The following is a 17,171-nucleotide window of genomic DNA, read 5'->3' on the forward strand; positions in this document are numbered from 1 at the left end:
TCTTGTTTTATCTTGTTAAAGAGCAACTCAACCTCATAAGAGAAGGTGAGTACCACACTGAGCGCCGAACGCTTCCAGTTGGCTAGGGCTGCGTATTCTACGCATTTCCCGTTTCGCGTCAAGGAGTTTTTTCAACTTCTTGCTGCGATTGAATTAAGTGCCATTCTCAACAGAGAGTAAGCCATTCAATTCAACGTAACTCGTCAGCTTGCTTTCGCTGTCTGCCGTGTCAGTGGATGCGCATTATAGGGAGCAGGAGATTTTGTGCAAGGGCTTTTTGTAGGAAAATAACGATTAAGGGTTTAGACGTTTACTTATCAAACGATACGTATAAAAAAGGGGCTAAAAAGCCCCTTTATCTCGATTAAGTCTGGCAATATTTATGAGTCTCACTCAATTAGATCATCATAAATACTGTTATCTATGGACTAAAGAAGCGAGATTCTTGCTCAACTTCGACTTCTTCACCGTCGATATGAGTTTTCACTTTTATCTCGATGTTAGTAACTGAACGAGAAAGCTCAACCGGATCAACCCCAACGCTAATGGGTAACGTTAATACTTCGCCACCCGCAATAGTGACCGAAGTCGGACCGTACCATTTATAGTTGTCCAATCCTTCGACACTCATAGTGTATTCATGGGATTGTTCTGTCTTATTAAGAATCTTCAAGGTGAATGTGTTTTCAATCAAACCTTGGTTGTTCTCTCTATAGAGCTGGTTACGATCACGAATGATGTCCATACGTACTGGTGCTATGGTCGCACTGGAGTATATGAAGACTAATATCATCGCCATCAATACCACGCCATAACCGACAAGCTTAGGTCGCAGCACTTTTTGCTTTATACCTTCTAACTTGTTCTCAGTGGTATAACTGATAAGTCCTTTCTCGTAACCCATACGATCCATAGTTTGGTCACAGGCATCGATACAAGCGCCGCAGTTAATACACTCATATTGCAGACCGTTACGAATGTCGATCCCGGTAGGACATACCTGCACACACAAGTCACAGTCGATACAATCGCCAAGCCCTAACTCTTTAGGGTCATCTTTGCGTGAGCGCGGACCACGGGTCTCACCACGTTTAGTATCGTAACCCACGATAAAAGTATTCTTATCGAACATGGCCGCTTGGAAACGCGCATAAGGGCACATGTGGATACACATGATTTCACGCATCCAACCCGCATTGCCGTATGTGGCAAGTGTAAAGAACACGACCCAGAAGTAGATACCGCCAGAAGCATTAAGCGTAAAGACGTCGACATAGACTTCACGGCTCGGCACGAAATAGGACACAAAGGTCATCGCCGTCATCAGTGAGAGCAATAGCCAAGCCGTATGTTTTGCCGTTTTACGCCAGAGTTTGTCAAAGCTCCATGGCATTTGATCTAACTTAATGCGTTTATTGCGCGCACCTTCAAGTTTTTCCTCGAACCAGATGAACATAAAGGTCCATACTGTTTGGGGGCAAGTGTATCCACACCAAACACGGCCAAGATAGGTGGTCACAAAAAACAGCGCAAAGGCAGCGATCATAAACAACGCTGCGAGCAAGGTGAGATCCTGCGGCCAAATCGTTAAACCGAAGACGTGAAACTTTTGTTCGCCTAAGTTAAACCATACAGCTTGACGGTCGCCCCAAGGGATCCAAGGTAAAAGCAGGAAAAATAACATGGCAATCCAGCCCATGCGGCGACGTAAGCTACTCCACAAACCGTCGATTGCTCGGACATAAATCCGATTACGAGGGTTAAAGCGATCCGCTTTACTCGCATCTGGCTGGTGAATCTTAATTCGATTGGTTTTCGAATAGTCCTTGTTGTTAGATTCTGAGTTCATCGTTACAGCCTTTTACTGCTTTAATATTGGACGAAAACTAGCTTATTATACCCATATTCTTAATGGTTATTCACTTATGTTGGACTAAAAGATGAAAGGTTGGCTCATATTGGCGCTACTCGCGGGTGCTTTGTATTACTTATACACAGAAACAGATAAATTAGATGCTCCTATTGCAAAGACTGAGGCTATGGTCAAAAAAATAGAGAATAAAGTTGACTCTATGACGGGAACAAAAATCATAAAAATCGACCATAAACTGGCTAAGGTAAGAACCGACATCGTCGAGCGCTTGTCGACATTAGAACTCGAAGCCTTTAATCAGATTCCAATGACACCCGAGTCTATTGCTGACTTTAAAGGTAATTATTGCGGCACTATGGCGCCAGAACATCCAGTGTTCAGCAAGGATAATCAGCTTTATCTCTGTGATCACCTTTAACCATCACCGACTCATAGGCAAACGGGATTTTGCTATATAGCGCTAAGCTTTAGGCTTAGGTGATTGACCTTATATATGATTCCGCCTAGCCTTTGAGGCATTACAGCACAAAGGCCTATGAATCATGACCCAACAAGTATCAGACATTTTTGATCCCACCTTATGGGATGAAGTCAGTGGATTTCAATTTGACGACATCACCTACCACAGAGCCAAAGCCCACGGCACAGTTCGCATTGCTATTAACCGCCCTGAGTGCCGCAACGCCTTCCGACCTAAAACCGTTGATGAGTTATTTATCGCACTCGATCATGCGCGCCAATGGTCTGATGTAGGTTGTGTACTGCTTACGGGTAACGGTCCTTCGGCAAAAGATGGTGGCTGGGCGTTCTGTTCGGGTGGCGATCAGCGTATTCGCGGCAAAGATGGCTATAAATATGAAGGCGCCGAAGAAGGCAAAGCCGATCAAGCCAGAATGGGCCGCTTACATATATTAGAAGTGCAACGCTTGATCCGCTTTATGCCTAAAGTGGTCATCGCCGTTGTGCCGGGTTGGGCGGTAGGTGGCGGCCATAGCTTACACGTAGTATGCGACTTAACCTTAGCCTCGAAAGAACACGCGATATTTAAGCAGACTGATCCCGACGTAGCGAGCTTCGACTCAGGTTATGGCAGTGCGTATCTTGCCAAGATGATAGGTCAAAAACGTGCCCGTGAAATCTTCTTCTGTGGTTTTAACTACAGCGCCGATGAAGCCTTCGACATGGGGATGGTCAATAAATCCGTTCCCCATGCAGAGCTAGAAACCGAGGCATTAATGTGGGCCAAAGAGATTAACTCTAAGTCGCCTACAGCGATGCGTATGCTGAAATACGGTTTTAACATGACAGACGATGGTATGGTCGGCCAGCAATTATTCGCCGGTGAAGCGACGCGTTTAGCCTATGCGAGTGCCGAAGCGCAGGAAGGGCGCGATGCCTTCCTAGAGAAACGCGATCAAGATTTCTCCGCCTTCCCTTGGCATTACTAGTTTATTAGCAGCGCTTTAATTTACTGCTAGCAGCCCAAAGCCCTCATGAGTGAGGGCTTTATGTTTTTTACAACGGATAAATAGATAAAACCGTTTAAACTAATCTGAAAACACGGCTTTTAATTTTAATGAGAATTGTTATCATCTAAGTATTCCCGCTGGGAGCCTATTTAGAGGACAAGATCATGACTAAGACACTTACTTTTGCCGTACTCCATTTTAGCGTCGCTTTTACCGTAACCTATTTATTAACCGGCAGCGTGATCGTCGGCGGCGCAGTGGCCTTAGTTGAACCCGCGATTAACACTGTAGTGTTTTACTTCCATGACAAAGTATGGAAACGCATTGAGGCAAAAAAGCAGCACGAGCTAGATGCCATTCCAGCATAGAAAGCTAAGCCACCAGCATTTACTATTGCTGTAAGTTAAGCGTCGTTTTGTTGTGAATCTAAATGAAAAAACCGCCAATAAAGGCGGTTTTTATTTAAATGCTTATATTTATTCTACTGTTACAGATTTTGCTAGGTTGCGTGGTTGATCCACGTCGGTACCTTTGATCAACGCAACATGGTACGACAATAGCTGTAGCGGAATAGTGTAAATCAGCGGCGCCATAAAGATATCGCAGTGTGGCACTGGAATCACTTTCATCGTGTCATCCGACTCGAACTCGGCATCCACATCGGCAAACACATACATTAAGCCGCCACGGGCACGCACTTCTTCAACATTCGATTTCAGTTTTTCGAGCAATTCATTGTTTGGCGCAACGACAATCACAGGCATATCGGCATCGATAAGCGCTAATGGGCCGTGTTTTAATTCGCCAGAGGCATACGCTTCAGCATGAATGTAAGAAATCTCTTTCAGCTTTAACGCGCCTTCCATCGCAATCGGGTATTGATCGCCACGGCCAAGGAATAAAGCATGGTGTTTATCGGCAAAATCTTCAGCCAGTTCAGCAATCGCAGCATCTAGCCCTAAAGCTTGTTCCACTTTAGCTGGCATAGATTGTAGGCTTTGAGTGATGTCGGCCTGCATTTGCTCAGACATGCCATTGTGGCGACCGATCACCGCAGTCAACATTAATAAACCAGCAAGCTGTACAGTGAACGCTTTAGTGGATGCCACGCCAATCTCTGCGCCGGCTTTCATCATGTAAGCCATGTCAGATTCGCGAACCAGTGATGAACCTGGCGCATTACAAATCGTCAATGTGGCTTTATAACCCATTTCTTTCGCTAAGCGCATGGCCGCTAAGGTATCGGCAGTTTCACCCGATTGTGAAATCGTCACCAACAGGCTATTTGGGAATAAGTGCGACTTGCGATAACGGAATTCAGAGGCAATTTCGACGTTACAAGACACGCCAGCCCAATCTTCTAACCAGTAACGTGCCGCCATGCCCGCATGGTAACTAGTACCACAGGCGATGATTTGCACATGTTTGATATCTTTTAAAAACTCAGCAGCGTTGTCACCAAAGGCAGTATCTAATACTTGCTTGTTTGCGATACGGCCTTCGATAGTGCGCGTCAGTGCCAATGGCTGCTCGTAAATTTCTTTAAGCATATAGTGACGATATTCGCCTTTGTCACCGGCATCGTGGGTAATTTCAGATTCTTTGACTTCACGCTCAACGGCATTACCGTTTAAGTCGAAAATACTCACGCTGCGACGGGTTACTTCGGCCACATCACCTTCTTCTAAGAAAGCGAATGAGCGAGTCACTGGTAAGAGTGCCAGTTGATCCGAGGCGACAAAGTTTTCACCTAGACCAAAACCAATCACTAAAGGACTACCAGATCGAGCAACAACCAAGCGCTCGCTGTCGCGGCGGTCGATAACAACAGTGCCGTAGGCGCCTTCGAGTTGTTTAACTGTGGCTTGCACGGCAGAAAGCAAAGTGCTGTTAGTTTTCAGCTCATGGTGTACTAAGTGACAAATTACTTCGGTATCGGTATCTGAGCTAAATTTATAGCCTAAACCTTTTAGCATCTCGCGCAGTTTATTGTGGTTTTCAATAATGCCGTTGTGCACCACCGCGATATCACCTTCCGATAAATGCGGGTGAGCATTACGCTCACTCGGCTCACCGTGGGTCGCCCAGCGAGTGTGCGCGATACCGGTTCCGCCCGCTAATGGGTCAGTTTCAAGCGCTGCCGACAACTCTTGTACTTTGCCCACGCGGCGCGTGCGACTCAGTTCACCATTGTGAATAACGGCAACGCCTGCGGAGTCATATCCGCGATATTCTAAGCGGCGTAAGCCTTCTACTAGAATTTCAGCCACATCCCTTTGCGCCACAGCGCCTACGATTCCACACATAGTCTTTACCTATAAATTAAAAATGAAGTTGTTAAGCTTTTTTCGCTCACTATTGAGCGTAGGGCGCTAGCATGACTCGCACGCCCTGATCTGAAATTTGTTTTAGCGCACTCTCATCGATACGGGAGTCGGTGACCAGCACACTGACCTTGGCCCACGGCAACTCTAAGTTAGGGATCCGCTTGCCGATTTTGTCTGAATCCACCATAACGATCACTTCGCGGGACACTTCGGCCATGACTTTGCTTAGGCCAGTTAACTCGTTAAAGGTAGTGGTGCCGCGTTCAAGATCGATACCATCGGCACCGATAAACAGTTGATCGAAGTTATATGATCGCAACACTTGCTCGGCGACTTGACCTTGAAAGGATTCAGAATGCGGGTCCCAAGTACCACCGGTCATCAATAAGGTTGGCTCGTTTTCGAGTTCATGGATGGCATTGGCAAGGTGCAATGCATTGGTCATGACCACCAGCCCACGCTTATCGTTCAGCTGTTCAATCAAGCCAGAAGTCGTAGTGCCGCTATCGATAATGATGCGATTGTGATCTTTGATCAGCTGCGCGGCGGTTTTCGCAATAGACAGCTTATTAGGCGCGATTTTGGCAGAAAACTGTTGGGTCACTTCGTCAGGAATCGCCACGGCGCCACCGTAACGGCGCAATAGCAGGCCTGTTTTCTCAAGCGCAGCCAAATCTTTACGAATTGTCACTTCTGAGGTTTCAAAACGTAACGACAGTTCATCAACACTCACTTCACCCAGTTCGTTCAATATGGTGATTATGCTGTGGCGACGCTGCTGTGTATTTCGTTTGTTCATAAAACCTTTCAGATAAGTTTCGATTCGAAAGCAGTATTATAGTGAAACGAAACTTTTTTGCTAGTATTCGAAACACTGTTTCGCATGTTCCGGCGTATTTTTTATCGTTCTGTAATAGTGAACTTAAACATCAGCCAATAAAAAAAGCCGCTTATCCTTTAAGGACAAGCGGCTTTAAATGAATTTAAAACGTAATAAATTTAGAACTTAGCTTCAACAGCAACACTAAAGTTACGGCCTTGGCCGATAGTGACCATATTGTACTGACCACCATCAATATAATCAGTATCAAATAGATTTCTAACGTTGGCACGAAGGCTCACATCTTTACCCATGATATCCATAGTGTAGGCTGCACCTATATCGAAGCGCACATAGCCGTCTTTAGTAATGCTGTTATCTTTATCGGCGAAGCGATCACCCACATAAATGGCACCAAAGTTCATCGCAAAATTGTCTGTCACTTCGTAACGGGTCCAGATATTCGCCGACCATTCAGGCGCATCGACAGGTGTTTTACCATCTAAGATTTTCCCATCGATCTTGCCAGCACCCGTTTTATATTCAGCATCTAAATACATCATAGAAGAAGTCACAAACCAGCTTTCACCTAACTGACCTTGGGCACCAACTTCAAAGCCGCGGTGATGCTGCTCGCCACCTTGAGTAGTAATAGTTTTCTTGCCATCACTCGTTTCGGGAATATCTTGCTCTATGGTGACATTAGAAACCGTAATATCAAAAAGTGCTGCTGTTAACAGTAGGCTGTCATCAAACAACTCCCACTTAGTCCCTAATTCATATTGAGTACCGTATTCAGGCTTAAGGTTAACTCCTTCATTTACATCTTCTGAACTTGTCACTGAACCCTGTGGTGTAAAGCTTTTTGAATAATTAATGTAAATACTGCCACTAGCCATTGGCGAATAAATCACCCCAAACTTAGGCGACACGGCATAGCTGTTTTCACCTTCACCGTCTTTCTTCTGTTCGTCGTAACGCACACCTGCAAGTAACTTCCATTGTTCATTAAGCGTCATTAAATCCTGCAGGTAGAAACCGTAATACTTATAGGTACTCGCGTTACCTTTGGGTTTTGTGTGGTAATCGAGAGCAGGCTGAGTAATAGGCTGCCCAGGAATAACCGTTTGAGCTGCCCCACGGTGAATTTGTTGCTGATAGAAATAATCGAGATAGTTAGCCCCAATCAGCAGTTGATGCTGCATTCCCGCCAACGCAAATTCACCGGTGAAATCGGCATAAGCGGTTTTATGCTGCCAATCGTCGTAACGATCGAAGGGTTTAATCTTATAACTATCCTTGAATGGATCTTCGGAGCCTTCAATCAAACTTGGCGCAGAATCAAAACGTTGGCGATTAAACTGCTGATCGTTATAACCCGCTTTGACTTTCCAGTTGTCACTCATATGCCAAGTCAGATCGGCACCTAAGTTTGACACTGTATTGTCAGTAAAGGCCCAAGGCGCATCCCAAACGGTTTTACGTTCGCCAATGACATCACCTTGTTTATCTAACCAACCACCCGCATCAATACCCGCTTTATCTTGGGTATGGTCGTATTTAACCGATAGTAACAAATCGTCGCTTAGGTCAAATTCCATATTGAGATAACCTAACCAGCGATCGCGCTCTTGGTTCTCATCATTAGCGGAATACTCACGCCAGTATTTTGTGTCTTGCTTCACTAACACACCGCGGTAACGAATACTTTGTGCTTCGTTTAAACTGCCACCCGCATCGAGCTGTGCACGGGTAGAACCGTAGCCATCGGTGTCAAAACCTAAGTTAAGCATTGAATCATAGGTTGGTTTCTTAGTGACCATATTCACTAAACCACCAGGGCCAGATTGACCATACAACATGCTCGAAGGGCCTTTTAACACTTCGACTTGCTGCAGGGTTTCGATGGGTTGTACGTAATGGGACCATTGCTGATGGCCATTGATGAGATAACCATTACCAGAATCTAACTCGAAGCCACGGATGCTAAAGACTTGGCGGTTCCAGCGTGTCGTTCCTGCCGTCACGCTCGAATCGTTAACTAACACTTCAGCGAGGTTAGTCGCCAGTTGTTCGTCCGTGACAAAATCGGGGATCACATTAACTGATTGTGGGGTATCCATTAAGTCAATATCACCGCGCATGGCGCCTGATGCTGTACCCACTTTATAATCGTTAAAAGTGCGGCCAGTGACATTAATGCGCTCGATATTCGCGTCGCTAGCCACCTCTGCCAACACAGGTATAGCCATTAATGCCGAGCCTACGGCCAAACCTAAAACTGAATATTTAAATACCATTGCCAACACCTCAATTAGACCTTTCGTCTTAGAATTGCAGGCAATATAAATGAGAAGTGTTTTTATTTAATCTTCTTTACACGAATTTACAATTAGCTGTGATATAGATCTAAATCTGTTTAAAACCAATAGATTGCATTTACCACAACAGGATTAACTCAACCTTAATTTCGTGACTTTTATTGTTTTCCATCTGAATTAAACAAATCGAATTTCCAACCATCTGACTAAATATAAAAGCGGCACATGGCCGCTTTATAGATAATGAGTTGAGTTAAATAAACTACTTTTTAATTTTGACTGGACGTTGCCAACCCGTCAGGTGTTTTTGTTTAACACGGGTAATGACTAACTCATTTTCACCCACATCGCGGGTAATGGTTGAGCCTGCGCCTAAGGTTGCGCCTTTACCTATAGTGACAGGTGCCACCAGCTGAGTGTCAGAGCCAACAAAAACATTATCTTCGATAACGGTAAGATGCTTATTAGCGCCATCATAATTACAAGTAATAGTGCCAGCGCCGATATTAACGCCATCACCTATAACGGCATCGCCTAAATAGGCTAAGTGTCCAGCCTTAGAGCCCACGCCTATGACTGCTTTCTTCACTTCAACAAAGTTACCGATGTGCGCATCTTGCTTAAGCTCTGCGCCGGGACGTAAGCGGGCAAATGGACCAGCACTGGCAGCAAAGCCAAGCTTAGCGCCTTCGATAATAGAGTAAGGTTTGATCTCAGCGTTATCGGCAATCTCACAATCGATAAGAATAGCGCCTGCGCCAATAGTGACATTATTACCTAAGGTCACTTTGCCTTCGAATATCACGTTGATATCGATCATCACATCCATACCGACGGTGACGTCACCACGGATATCGATACGGCTTGGGTCGCGCAGGTTCGCTCCCGCCAACATCAGTTTTTCGGCTTCACGGGCTTGGTAAGCGCGTTCAAGTTGCGCCAGTTGCACGCGGTTATTGGCGCCTTCCACTTCAATCGCAGATTGTGGTTGAGCAGTATCAATAGCAACGCCATCAGCGTGCGCCATGGCAATAATATCCGTTAGATAATATTCGCCTTGGGCATTGTTATTCGATAAACGGCTCAACCAAGCTTTAAGTTGTTTACCTGGAACGGCCATGATGCCGGTATTGATTTCGTTGATCAGTAGCTGCTCTGCTGTAGCATCTTTCTGCTCAATAATACCGATGACTTTTCCTTGTTCTTGACCTTCACAGGGAGTACGGACAATACGGCCATAACCCATAGGATTGGCTAAATTCACCGTTAAAATAGCCACACCATTTTCAGGGCGAGCAGCGAGTAAGGCTTCAAGGGTTGATTGTTGAATCAGTGGCACATCGCCGTAAAGAATGAGCACAGTATCATTGTCAGCAATATGCGGGCTCGCTTGCGCAACCGCATGACCCGTGCCTAATTGCTCAGCTTGCAATACCCAGTTAAGTTGTTGCTCACCTAAGCTGGCTTTTAGCTTATCAGCACCATAACCGTAGACTAACTGAATCGCGTCACTACCCACTTTATGGGCGGTATCTATGACATGTTGCACCATGCTCTTGTGGGCGATGGGATGTAATACCTTAGGAAGGTCAGAGCGCATCCGTGTTCCCTTGCCAGCTGCTAAGATCACTACATTTAATGCCATTGTCATATCCTTGAACAAATACCCAAGAGGGTGAAAAAATTACGGTCGATTTTGTAGCGCAATTTTAACGGAAAGCACATAGAAAAGCGAAGCGGATAGCGATAGGAATAGCTCAAAAACACGCTTACCCAAATTTCAGCCACAAAAAAGGCGACCTTATGGTCGCCTTTTTTCACAAACAATAACCTTATCTGGCAATGTTTTTCTTGATGGTTTCAACAACACGTAATTGAGCCATAGCCTTAGCTAGTTCAACCATAGCCGCGTCATAATTGAAGTCAGCACCTGCATTTGCCATATGGGCTTCTGCACGACGCTTAGCTTCTAATGCCGCTTGCTCATCAATATCTTTGGCACGCATAACCACATCAGCCAATACGGAGACAGAAGAAGGTTGCACTTCCAGAATACCACCTGAAAGGTAAAACACTTCTTCACTGCCGTCTTGCTTGACGATGCGCGCCATGCCAGGTTTGATATAACTCAGCAAAGGAGCATGGCCATGCATTATGCCTAACTCACCTTCAGAACCAGTCACTTGTAGACTCGCTACACGACCAGAGAAGATGTTGCTCTCTGCACTTACTATATCAAGATGTACTGTCATGGCTGCCATCCCGTTCTCCTTAAAAAACTAAGTATGACTACTTAGTTATTTCTTTTTGTTCGCTTTCTCGATGACTTCATCGATTGAGCCAACCATGTAGAACGCTTGTTCTGGCAGGTGATCAAACTCACCGCTCAAAATACCCTTAAAGCCACGGATAGTGTCTTTCAGAGAAACGTACTTACCAGGAGATCCAGTAAAGACTTCTGCTACGAAGAAAGGCTGAGATAAGAAACGCTCAATCTTACGAGCACGGAATACAGTTGTTTTGTCTTCATCAGACAATTCATCCATACCCAGAATCGCAATAATATCTTTCAGCTCTTTGTAACGTTGCAGTACAGTTTGCACGCCGTTAGCAACATCATAATGCTCTTGGCCAACAACCAATGGATCTAATTGACGTGAAGTCGAATCCAATGGGTCAACCGCTGGGTAAATACCCAGAGAAGCAATTTGACGTGACAGTACAACAGTCGCATCTAAGTGAGCGAAGGTTGTTGCTGGTGACGGATCGGTCAAGTCATCCGCAGGTACGTATACCGCTTGTACAGAGGTAATAGAACCAGTCTTAGTTGAAGTGATACGCTCTTGCAGAACGCCCATCTCTTCAGCCAATGTTGGTTGATAACCTACCGCAGAAGGCATACGACCTAACAATGCAGATACTTCAGTACCAGCTAAGGTATAACGGTAGATGTTGTCAACGAACAACAGTACGTCACGACCCTCGTCACGGAACTTCTCTGCCATAGTCAGACCAGACAGTGCAACGCGCAAACGGTTACCTGGAGGCTCGTTCATCTGACCATAAACCATGGCCACTTTGTCGAGAACGCCAGAATCTTTCATCTCGTAGTAGAAGTCGTTACCTTCACGAGTACGTTCACCTACACCGGCGAATACAGAAAGACCCGAGTGGGCTTTAGCGATGTTGTTAATCAGTTCCATCATGTTAACTGTTTTACCAACACCCGCACCACCGAACAAACCAACTTTACCGCCCTTAGCGAATGGACAAACAAGGTCAATAACCTTGATGCCAGTCTCTAACAGTTCAGTAGAGCTTGATTGATCTTCGTATGAAGGAGCTGTACGGTGAATCACATAACGCTCTTCTTCACCGATTGGACCCGCTTCATCAATAGGCTCGCCTAATACGTTCATGATACGGCCAAGAGTGGCGGTACCAACAGGAACAGTAATAGGTGAACCTGAGTTTACTACTTCAAGACCACGACGCAGACCGTCAGAAGAACCCATAGCGATGGTACGAACTACACCACCACCTAGTTGTTGCTGAACTTCCAGCACCAAACCATTACACGGGCCTTCACCTACGATTTTCAGAGCGTCATATACTTGAGGTACGGCATCTTGTGGAAACTCTACGTCCACAACCGCGCCAATCACTTGGACAACAGTACCTGTGCTCATGATTAATCCTCTAAAACTTGTATTCGTTACCTAACCTAAACCGCAGAGGCACCAGAAACAATTTCCGACAGTTCTTGCGTAATCGCAGCCTGACGGGCCTTGTTATAGACCAGTTGCAAGTCGTTGATAAGCTCACCAGCGTTGTCTGTTGCCGACTTCATCGCCACCATACGGGCAGCTTGTTCAGAGGCAATGTTTTCAACAACACCTTGGTAAACCTGAGATTCTACATAACGAACCAATAAGGTATCCAAAAGTGCTTTTGGATCTGGCTCGTAGATATAATCCCAACGATGAGCAATTTCATCATCTTCTGATTTAGGCAAAGGTAGCAGCTGCTCGATCACAGGAGTCTGCGTCATAGTATTCACAAATTTGTTAAATACCACGTACAGACGATCCAGCTTGCCTTCGTTGTAAGCTTCTAGCATGACACCGACTGTCCCGATCAAGTCAGCGAGCTTTGGAGCATCGCCTAAACCTGAAGCGTGAGCAGACACTTGTCCACCGAAGTTTTTGAAAAACTGCACACTACGTGCGCCGATTGGGCAAAATTCAAATTCTGCACCTTGGGCTTTCCAGCTTTTCACGTCTGCGATAACCTTTTTGAAAAGGTTAACGTTCAGACCACCACAAAGGCCACGGTCGGTTGCCACAACAATGTAACCAACCCGCTTAGCCTCTCTCACCTCCAAATAGGGGTGTTTATACTCGAGAGAACCTTGCGCTACGTGACCGATCACCTTACGCATGCTTTCCGCATATGGACGGCTCGCAGCCATGCGTTCCTGCGCTCTGCGCATTTTGCTGGCTGCCACCATTTCCATGGCGGACGTGATCTTCTGAGTGTTTTTCACACTCGCGATCTTGGTTTTAATCTCTTTAGCGCCGGCCATCTCTACTCTCCAATCTGGACCTGAGGTGTCTTAAGACACCTCTATCATTGTTACCAGGTTTGGGTTGCTACGAACTTGTCGAGGCCAGCTTTTAATTCAGCTTCGATATCAGCGCTATAATCGCCAGTATCATTGATAAGCTTCATTAAAGGAGCATGCTCGCTGTTCATGAACGAGAGCAGAGCGGCTTCGAAATTACCGACCTTATTCAGCTCAACACTCTTCAGGTAACCTTTTTCAGCTGAGAAAATAGACACAGCTTGAGCGGCTACGCTCATTGGAGCATATTGCTTTTGCTTCATCAGTTCGGTAACACGCACACCATGCTCAAGTTGAGCACGTGTTGCATCGTCAAGATCAGATGCAAATTGCGAGAACGCAGCAAGCTCACGATACTGTGCTAGTGCGGTACGAATACCACCAGACAGTTTCTTGATGATCTTAGTCTGAGCCGCACCACCAACACGAGAAACAGAAATACCTGGGTTAACCGCTGGACGTAGGCCAGAGTTAAACAGATCGGTCTCAAGGAAGATCTGACCATCGGTAATAGAAATTACGTTGGTCGGTACGAATGCAGAAACGTCACCCGCTTGCGTTTCAATAATAGGCAGCGCGGTTAAAGAACCGGTTTTGCCAGTTACTGCACCTTTAGTGAACTTCTCTACATAAATCGCGTTAACGCGTGATGCACGCTCTAGTAAACGTGAGTGTAGATAGAATACGTCACCTGGGTAAGCTTCACGGCCTGGTGGACGCTTGAGCAGTAACGAAATTTGACGATAAGCAACTGCTTGCTTAGACAAATCATCGTATACGATCAAAGAATCTTCACCGCGGTCACGGAAGTATTCACCCATAGAACAACCAGAATATGGCGCTAAGTATTGCAGAGCAGCAGCTTCAGAAGCCGTTGCAACAACAACGATAGTGTTAGCTAACGCACCGTGTTCTTCTAGCTTGCGCACTACGTTAGCGATAGTAGAAGCCTTTTGGCCAATCGCAACGTACACACATTTAATGCCAGAATTTTTCTGGTTGATAATTGCGTCGATCGCCATCGCTGTTTTACCAGTTTGACGGTCGCCAATGATCAATTCACGTTGACCACGACCGATAGGGATCATGGCATCAACGGCTTTGTAGCCAGTTTGAACTGGTTGATCAACAGACTGACGTTCAATAACACCTGGTGCGATAACTTCAATTGGCGAGTAACCATCGTTATCGATAGGTCCTTTTCCGTCAATTGGCTCACCTAGAGTGTTAACAACGCGGCCAAGAAGACCGCGGCCAACTGGAACTTCCAGAATACGGCCAGTCGTTTTCACTTTTACGCCTTCTGCTAAATCAGCATAAGGACCCATTACTACGGCACCGACAGAATCACGTTCAAGGTTCAACGCGATTGCAAAACGGTTACCAGGCAGTTCGATCATCTCACCTTGCATCACGTCGGCTAGGCCGTGGATGCGGATGATGCCGTCACTTACCGCAACGATAGTACCTTCGTTACGAGATTCGCTAACGACTTCGAACTGCTCGATCCGCTGCTTAATCAGATCGCTGATTTCAGTGGAATTCAGTTGCATGCTCAAACTCCCAATTACGACTGCAGCTTATCAGACAGACGCGATAACTTACCGCGGACCGAGCCATCGATGACTAGGTCTCCTGTCTTAATGATTACACCGGCGATGAGCGCGGCGTCAGTGCTGCAATTCAGCTTAACTTTGCGTGCGAGACGTTTCTCTAAAGAAATACTAATCTGCTGTTGTTGTTCAGAGCTCAGCTCAGTTGCAGAAACCACATCGGCTTCCACTTCTTTTGCCCACTCATTACGGTATTCAGTAAATAACTGAGATACAGCAGGTAGTACCTTTAAGCGACCGTTTTCAGCCATTACCTTTATCAGGTTCTGACCTTGCACATTGACTTGCTCGCCACACACACTAATAAAGAGTGCTGCGAGCTTAGTGCTGGCTAAAGAGCCAGCTAACAGTGGTTGCATGGTTTCGTTTTCACTCACCAATGCGGCAAACGTAAGCATTTCTGCCCATGAATCCACTGCATCTTGTTCAATAGCAAAGTCAAAAGCTGCCTTTGCGTAAGGGCGAGCGATGGTGGTTAATTCAGCCATAACTCAACTCCCTTATCAAATTTCAGCGACTAGTTTATTAACTATGTCACTGTGGGCGGCTGGATCAATAGAACGCTCAAGGATCTTCTCAGCACCCATGATGGCAAGAGTAGCAACCTGCTTACGCAGATCCTCTTTGACGCGATTACGTTCAGCTTCAATTTCTGCTTTACCCTGAGCGATGATTTTAGCACGCTCAGCGTCTGCTTCGGTTTTGGCTTCTTCAACTATTTGAGCTTTACGCTTGTTAGCTTGCTCAATAATTTCATTAGCCGTTACCTTGGCTTCTTTTAGTTGGTCAGTCGCTTTCGCTTGTGCCAACTCCAGGTCTTTTACCGCACGATCAGCATCAGCTAGACCGTCAGCAATCCTTTTTTGGCGCTCTTCGATGGCATTCATCAAAGGGGGCCATACAAACTTCATGCAAAACCACACGAAGATGATAAAGGCGACCGTCTGACCGATTAGGGTAGCGTTGAAATTCACAACAGCCTCCTATTTAGAGTTAAGACAGAAGCGTTTTTTACAGCATTGCACCCAGTGGGTTGGTAAATAGCATGAATAATGCGATACCAACACCGATCATAGTTACGGCGTCAAGAAGACCCGCTACGATGAACATTTTAACTTGTAGCATAGGAGCCATTTCTGGTTGACGCGCAGCGCCTTCCAAGAACTTGCCGCCTAATAAGCCGAAACCGATTGCAGTACCAAGAGCACCCATACCAATCAGCAGAGCAACAGCGATAGCTGTCATGCCTAAAATCGTTTCCATCTGTATCTCCAGTATCTAAATCTATATTAGTTGATGATTTAGTTTAAAATTTCTTCAGCAATCCTTAATGATCTTCATGCGCCATGCTTAAATAAACAATGGTCAACATCATGAAGATAAACGCTTGCAGTGTGATAACCAAAATGTGGAATATTAACCAACCCAGTTGCAGAGTCACACCTAGGGTAGATAATAACAAGTTGGTACCATACATCAGCGCAATAAGGATGAAGATCAACTCACCTGCGTACAAGTTACCAAAGAGTCGCAATGCCAATGAAATTGGTTTTGCTATCAAAGTAACAGTCTCTAATAGGAGGTTGACGGGTATCATTGCCTTATGGTTAAAGGGCTGTAGTGTCAGTTCTTTAACAAACCCAGACACACCTTTGACCTTAATGCTGTAGAAAATAATCAGCACGAACACACCAATAGCTAAGCTAAAGGTAATGTTAACGTCAGTCGTCGGAACCGCTTTAAGATATGGAATCCCCATTAAACTTGCTGCGTGAGGCAGCCAATCTACCGGGATCATATCCATGAAGTTCATCATGAATACCCATACAAAAATGGTCAGAGCTAAAGGTGCGATCAGAGCATTGCGACCATGAAAACTTTCTTTCACGCTGTTATTTACGAACTCAACGATCATCTCAACAAAACATTGCAGTTTGCCAGGAACACCGGAAGTCGCTTTTTTACCAACGCTGCGGAAAATCCACAGGAACAGAACACCAAGACCAACCGAAAAGAACAACGAATCAATGTGCCATGTCCAAAAGCCTTCACCAACACTTAAGTTGGTAAGGTGATGTTGGATATAGCCCTGCGGTGTTAACGCTTCACCAGTTGCAGCCATGA

General features: G+C 45.6%; 16 protein-coding genes. 3 read left to right on the plus strand and 13 right to left on the minus strand.

What is annotated here, in order from left to right:
- Positions 1-421: 421 nt before the first annotated feature.
- Complete coding sequence (gene ccoG, locus MO387_RS14965; RefSeq protein WP_107950071.1) at positions 422-1,849, minus strand: cytochrome c oxidase accessory protein CcoG; 1,428 nt, start codon at positions 1,847-1,849, stop codon at positions 422-424.
- A gap of 91 nt (positions 1,850-1,940) precedes the next feature.
- Here ccoG and MO387_RS14970 point away from each other — a divergent pair, with 91 nt between their 5' ends.
- The 3 genes from MO387_RS14970 (at position 1,941) to MO387_RS14980 (ending at position 3,710) form a co-directional block, all read left to right on the plus strand.
- On the plus strand, positions 1,941-2,291 hold the full coding sequence (locus MO387_RS14970) for a hypothetical protein (RefSeq protein ID WP_107950073.1): 351 nt from the start codon (positions 1,941-1,943) through the stop codon (positions 2,289-2,291).
- Between the two features lie 124 nt (positions 2,292-2,415).
- Positions 2,416-3,321, plus strand: coding sequence for a 1,4-dihydroxy-2-naphthoyl-CoA synthase (locus MO387_RS14975; RefSeq protein WP_006084758.1), 906 nt, complete (start codon positions 2,416-2,418; stop codon positions 3,319-3,321).
- Positions 3,322-3,506: 185 nt separating this feature from the next.
- Positions 3,507-3,710 (plus strand): DUF2061 domain-containing protein, encoded by a 204-nt coding sequence (locus tag MO387_RS14980; protein WP_006079349.1) that lies wholly within the window; start codon positions 3,507-3,509, stop codon positions 3,708-3,710.
- A 108-nt stretch (positions 3,711-3,818) separates the two neighbouring features.
- On the opposite strand, the gene glmS is transcribed toward MO387_RS14980, so the two are convergent.
- From glmS to atpB, 12 genes are all read right to left on the minus strand, one after another.
- The gene (gene glmS, locus MO387_RS14985; protein ID WP_242326360.1) at positions 3,819-5,648 is read right to left on the minus strand and encodes a glutamine--fructose-6-phosphate transaminase (isomerizing); all 1,830 of its coding nucleotides are present in this window, start codon (positions 5,646-5,648) and stop codon (positions 3,819-3,821) included.
- A gap of 49 nt (positions 5,649-5,697) precedes the next feature.
- Entirely contained in the window at positions 5,698-6,468 is a 771-nt protein-coding gene (locus MO387_RS14990) for a DeoR family transcriptional regulator (protein WP_220591560.1), read from the minus strand.
- 200 nt (positions 6,469-6,668) lie between these two features.
- Positions 6,669-8,789, minus strand: coding sequence for a TonB-dependent receptor (locus MO387_RS14995; RefSeq protein ID WP_242326362.1), 2,121 nt, complete (start codon positions 8,787-8,789; stop codon positions 6,669-6,671).
- A gap of 283 nt (positions 8,790-9,072) precedes the next feature.
- Positions 9,073-10,455, minus strand: a complete 1,383-nt coding sequence (glmU, locus tag MO387_RS15000; protein ID WP_107950082.1) for a bifunctional UDP-N-acetylglucosamine diphosphorylase/glucosamine-1-phosphate N-acetyltransferase GlmU — start codon at positions 10,453-10,455, stop codon at positions 9,073-9,075.
- Positions 10,456-10,642: 187 nt separating this feature from the next.
- A complete protein-coding gene (locus MO387_RS15005) occupies positions 10,643-11,071 on the minus strand; it encodes a F0F1 ATP synthase subunit epsilon (RefSeq protein ID WP_107950083.1) in 429 nt (142 codons plus the stop codon).
- Between the two features lie 36 nt (positions 11,072-11,107).
- Positions 11,108-12,499, minus strand: coding sequence for a F0F1 ATP synthase subunit beta (gene atpD, locus MO387_RS15010; RefSeq protein WP_063883852.1), 1,392 nt, complete (start codon positions 12,497-12,499; stop codon positions 11,108-11,110).
- A gap of 35 nt (positions 12,500-12,534) precedes the next feature.
- A complete protein-coding gene (gene atpG / locus MO387_RS15015) occupies positions 12,535-13,395 on the minus strand; it encodes a F0F1 ATP synthase subunit gamma (protein ID WP_107950085.1) in 861 nt (286 codons plus the stop codon).
- 50 nt (positions 13,396-13,445) lie between these two features.
- A complete protein-coding gene (gene atpA, locus MO387_RS15020; RefSeq protein ID WP_006083843.1) occupies positions 13,446-14,987 on the minus strand; it encodes a F0F1 ATP synthase subunit alpha in 1,542 nt (513 codons plus the stop codon).
- Between the two features lie 14 nt (positions 14,988-15,001).
- Positions 15,002-15,535: a F0F1 ATP synthase subunit delta gene (gene atpH / locus MO387_RS15025; protein WP_006083842.1), complete on the minus strand. Its 534-nt coding sequence runs from the start codon at positions 15,533-15,535 to the stop codon at positions 15,002-15,004.
- Positions 15,536-15,550: 15 nt separating this feature from the next.
- Complete coding sequence (gene atpF, locus MO387_RS15030) at positions 15,551-16,021, minus strand: F0F1 ATP synthase subunit B (RefSeq protein WP_006083841.1); 471 nt, start codon at positions 16,019-16,021, stop codon at positions 15,551-15,553.
- A gap of 37 nt (positions 16,022-16,058) precedes the next feature.
- Positions 16,059-16,310 (minus strand): F0F1 ATP synthase subunit C, encoded by a 252-nt coding sequence (gene atpE / locus MO387_RS15035; RefSeq protein WP_006083840.1) that lies wholly within the window; start codon positions 16,308-16,310, stop codon positions 16,059-16,061.
- A 64-nt stretch (positions 16,311-16,374) separates the two neighbouring features.
- Entirely contained in the window at positions 16,375-17,169 is a 795-nt protein-coding gene (gene atpB, locus MO387_RS15040) for a F0F1 ATP synthase subunit A (RefSeq protein ID WP_107950087.1), read from the minus strand.
- Between the last annotated feature and the right edge of the window lie 2 nt (positions 17,170-17,171).

This window comes from Shewanella sp. N2AIL (assembly GCF_022690845.1).
In the GTDB taxonomy this organism is placed as follows: Bacteria; Pseudomonadota; Gammaproteobacteria; order Enterobacterales; family Shewanellaceae; genus Shewanella; species Shewanella baltica.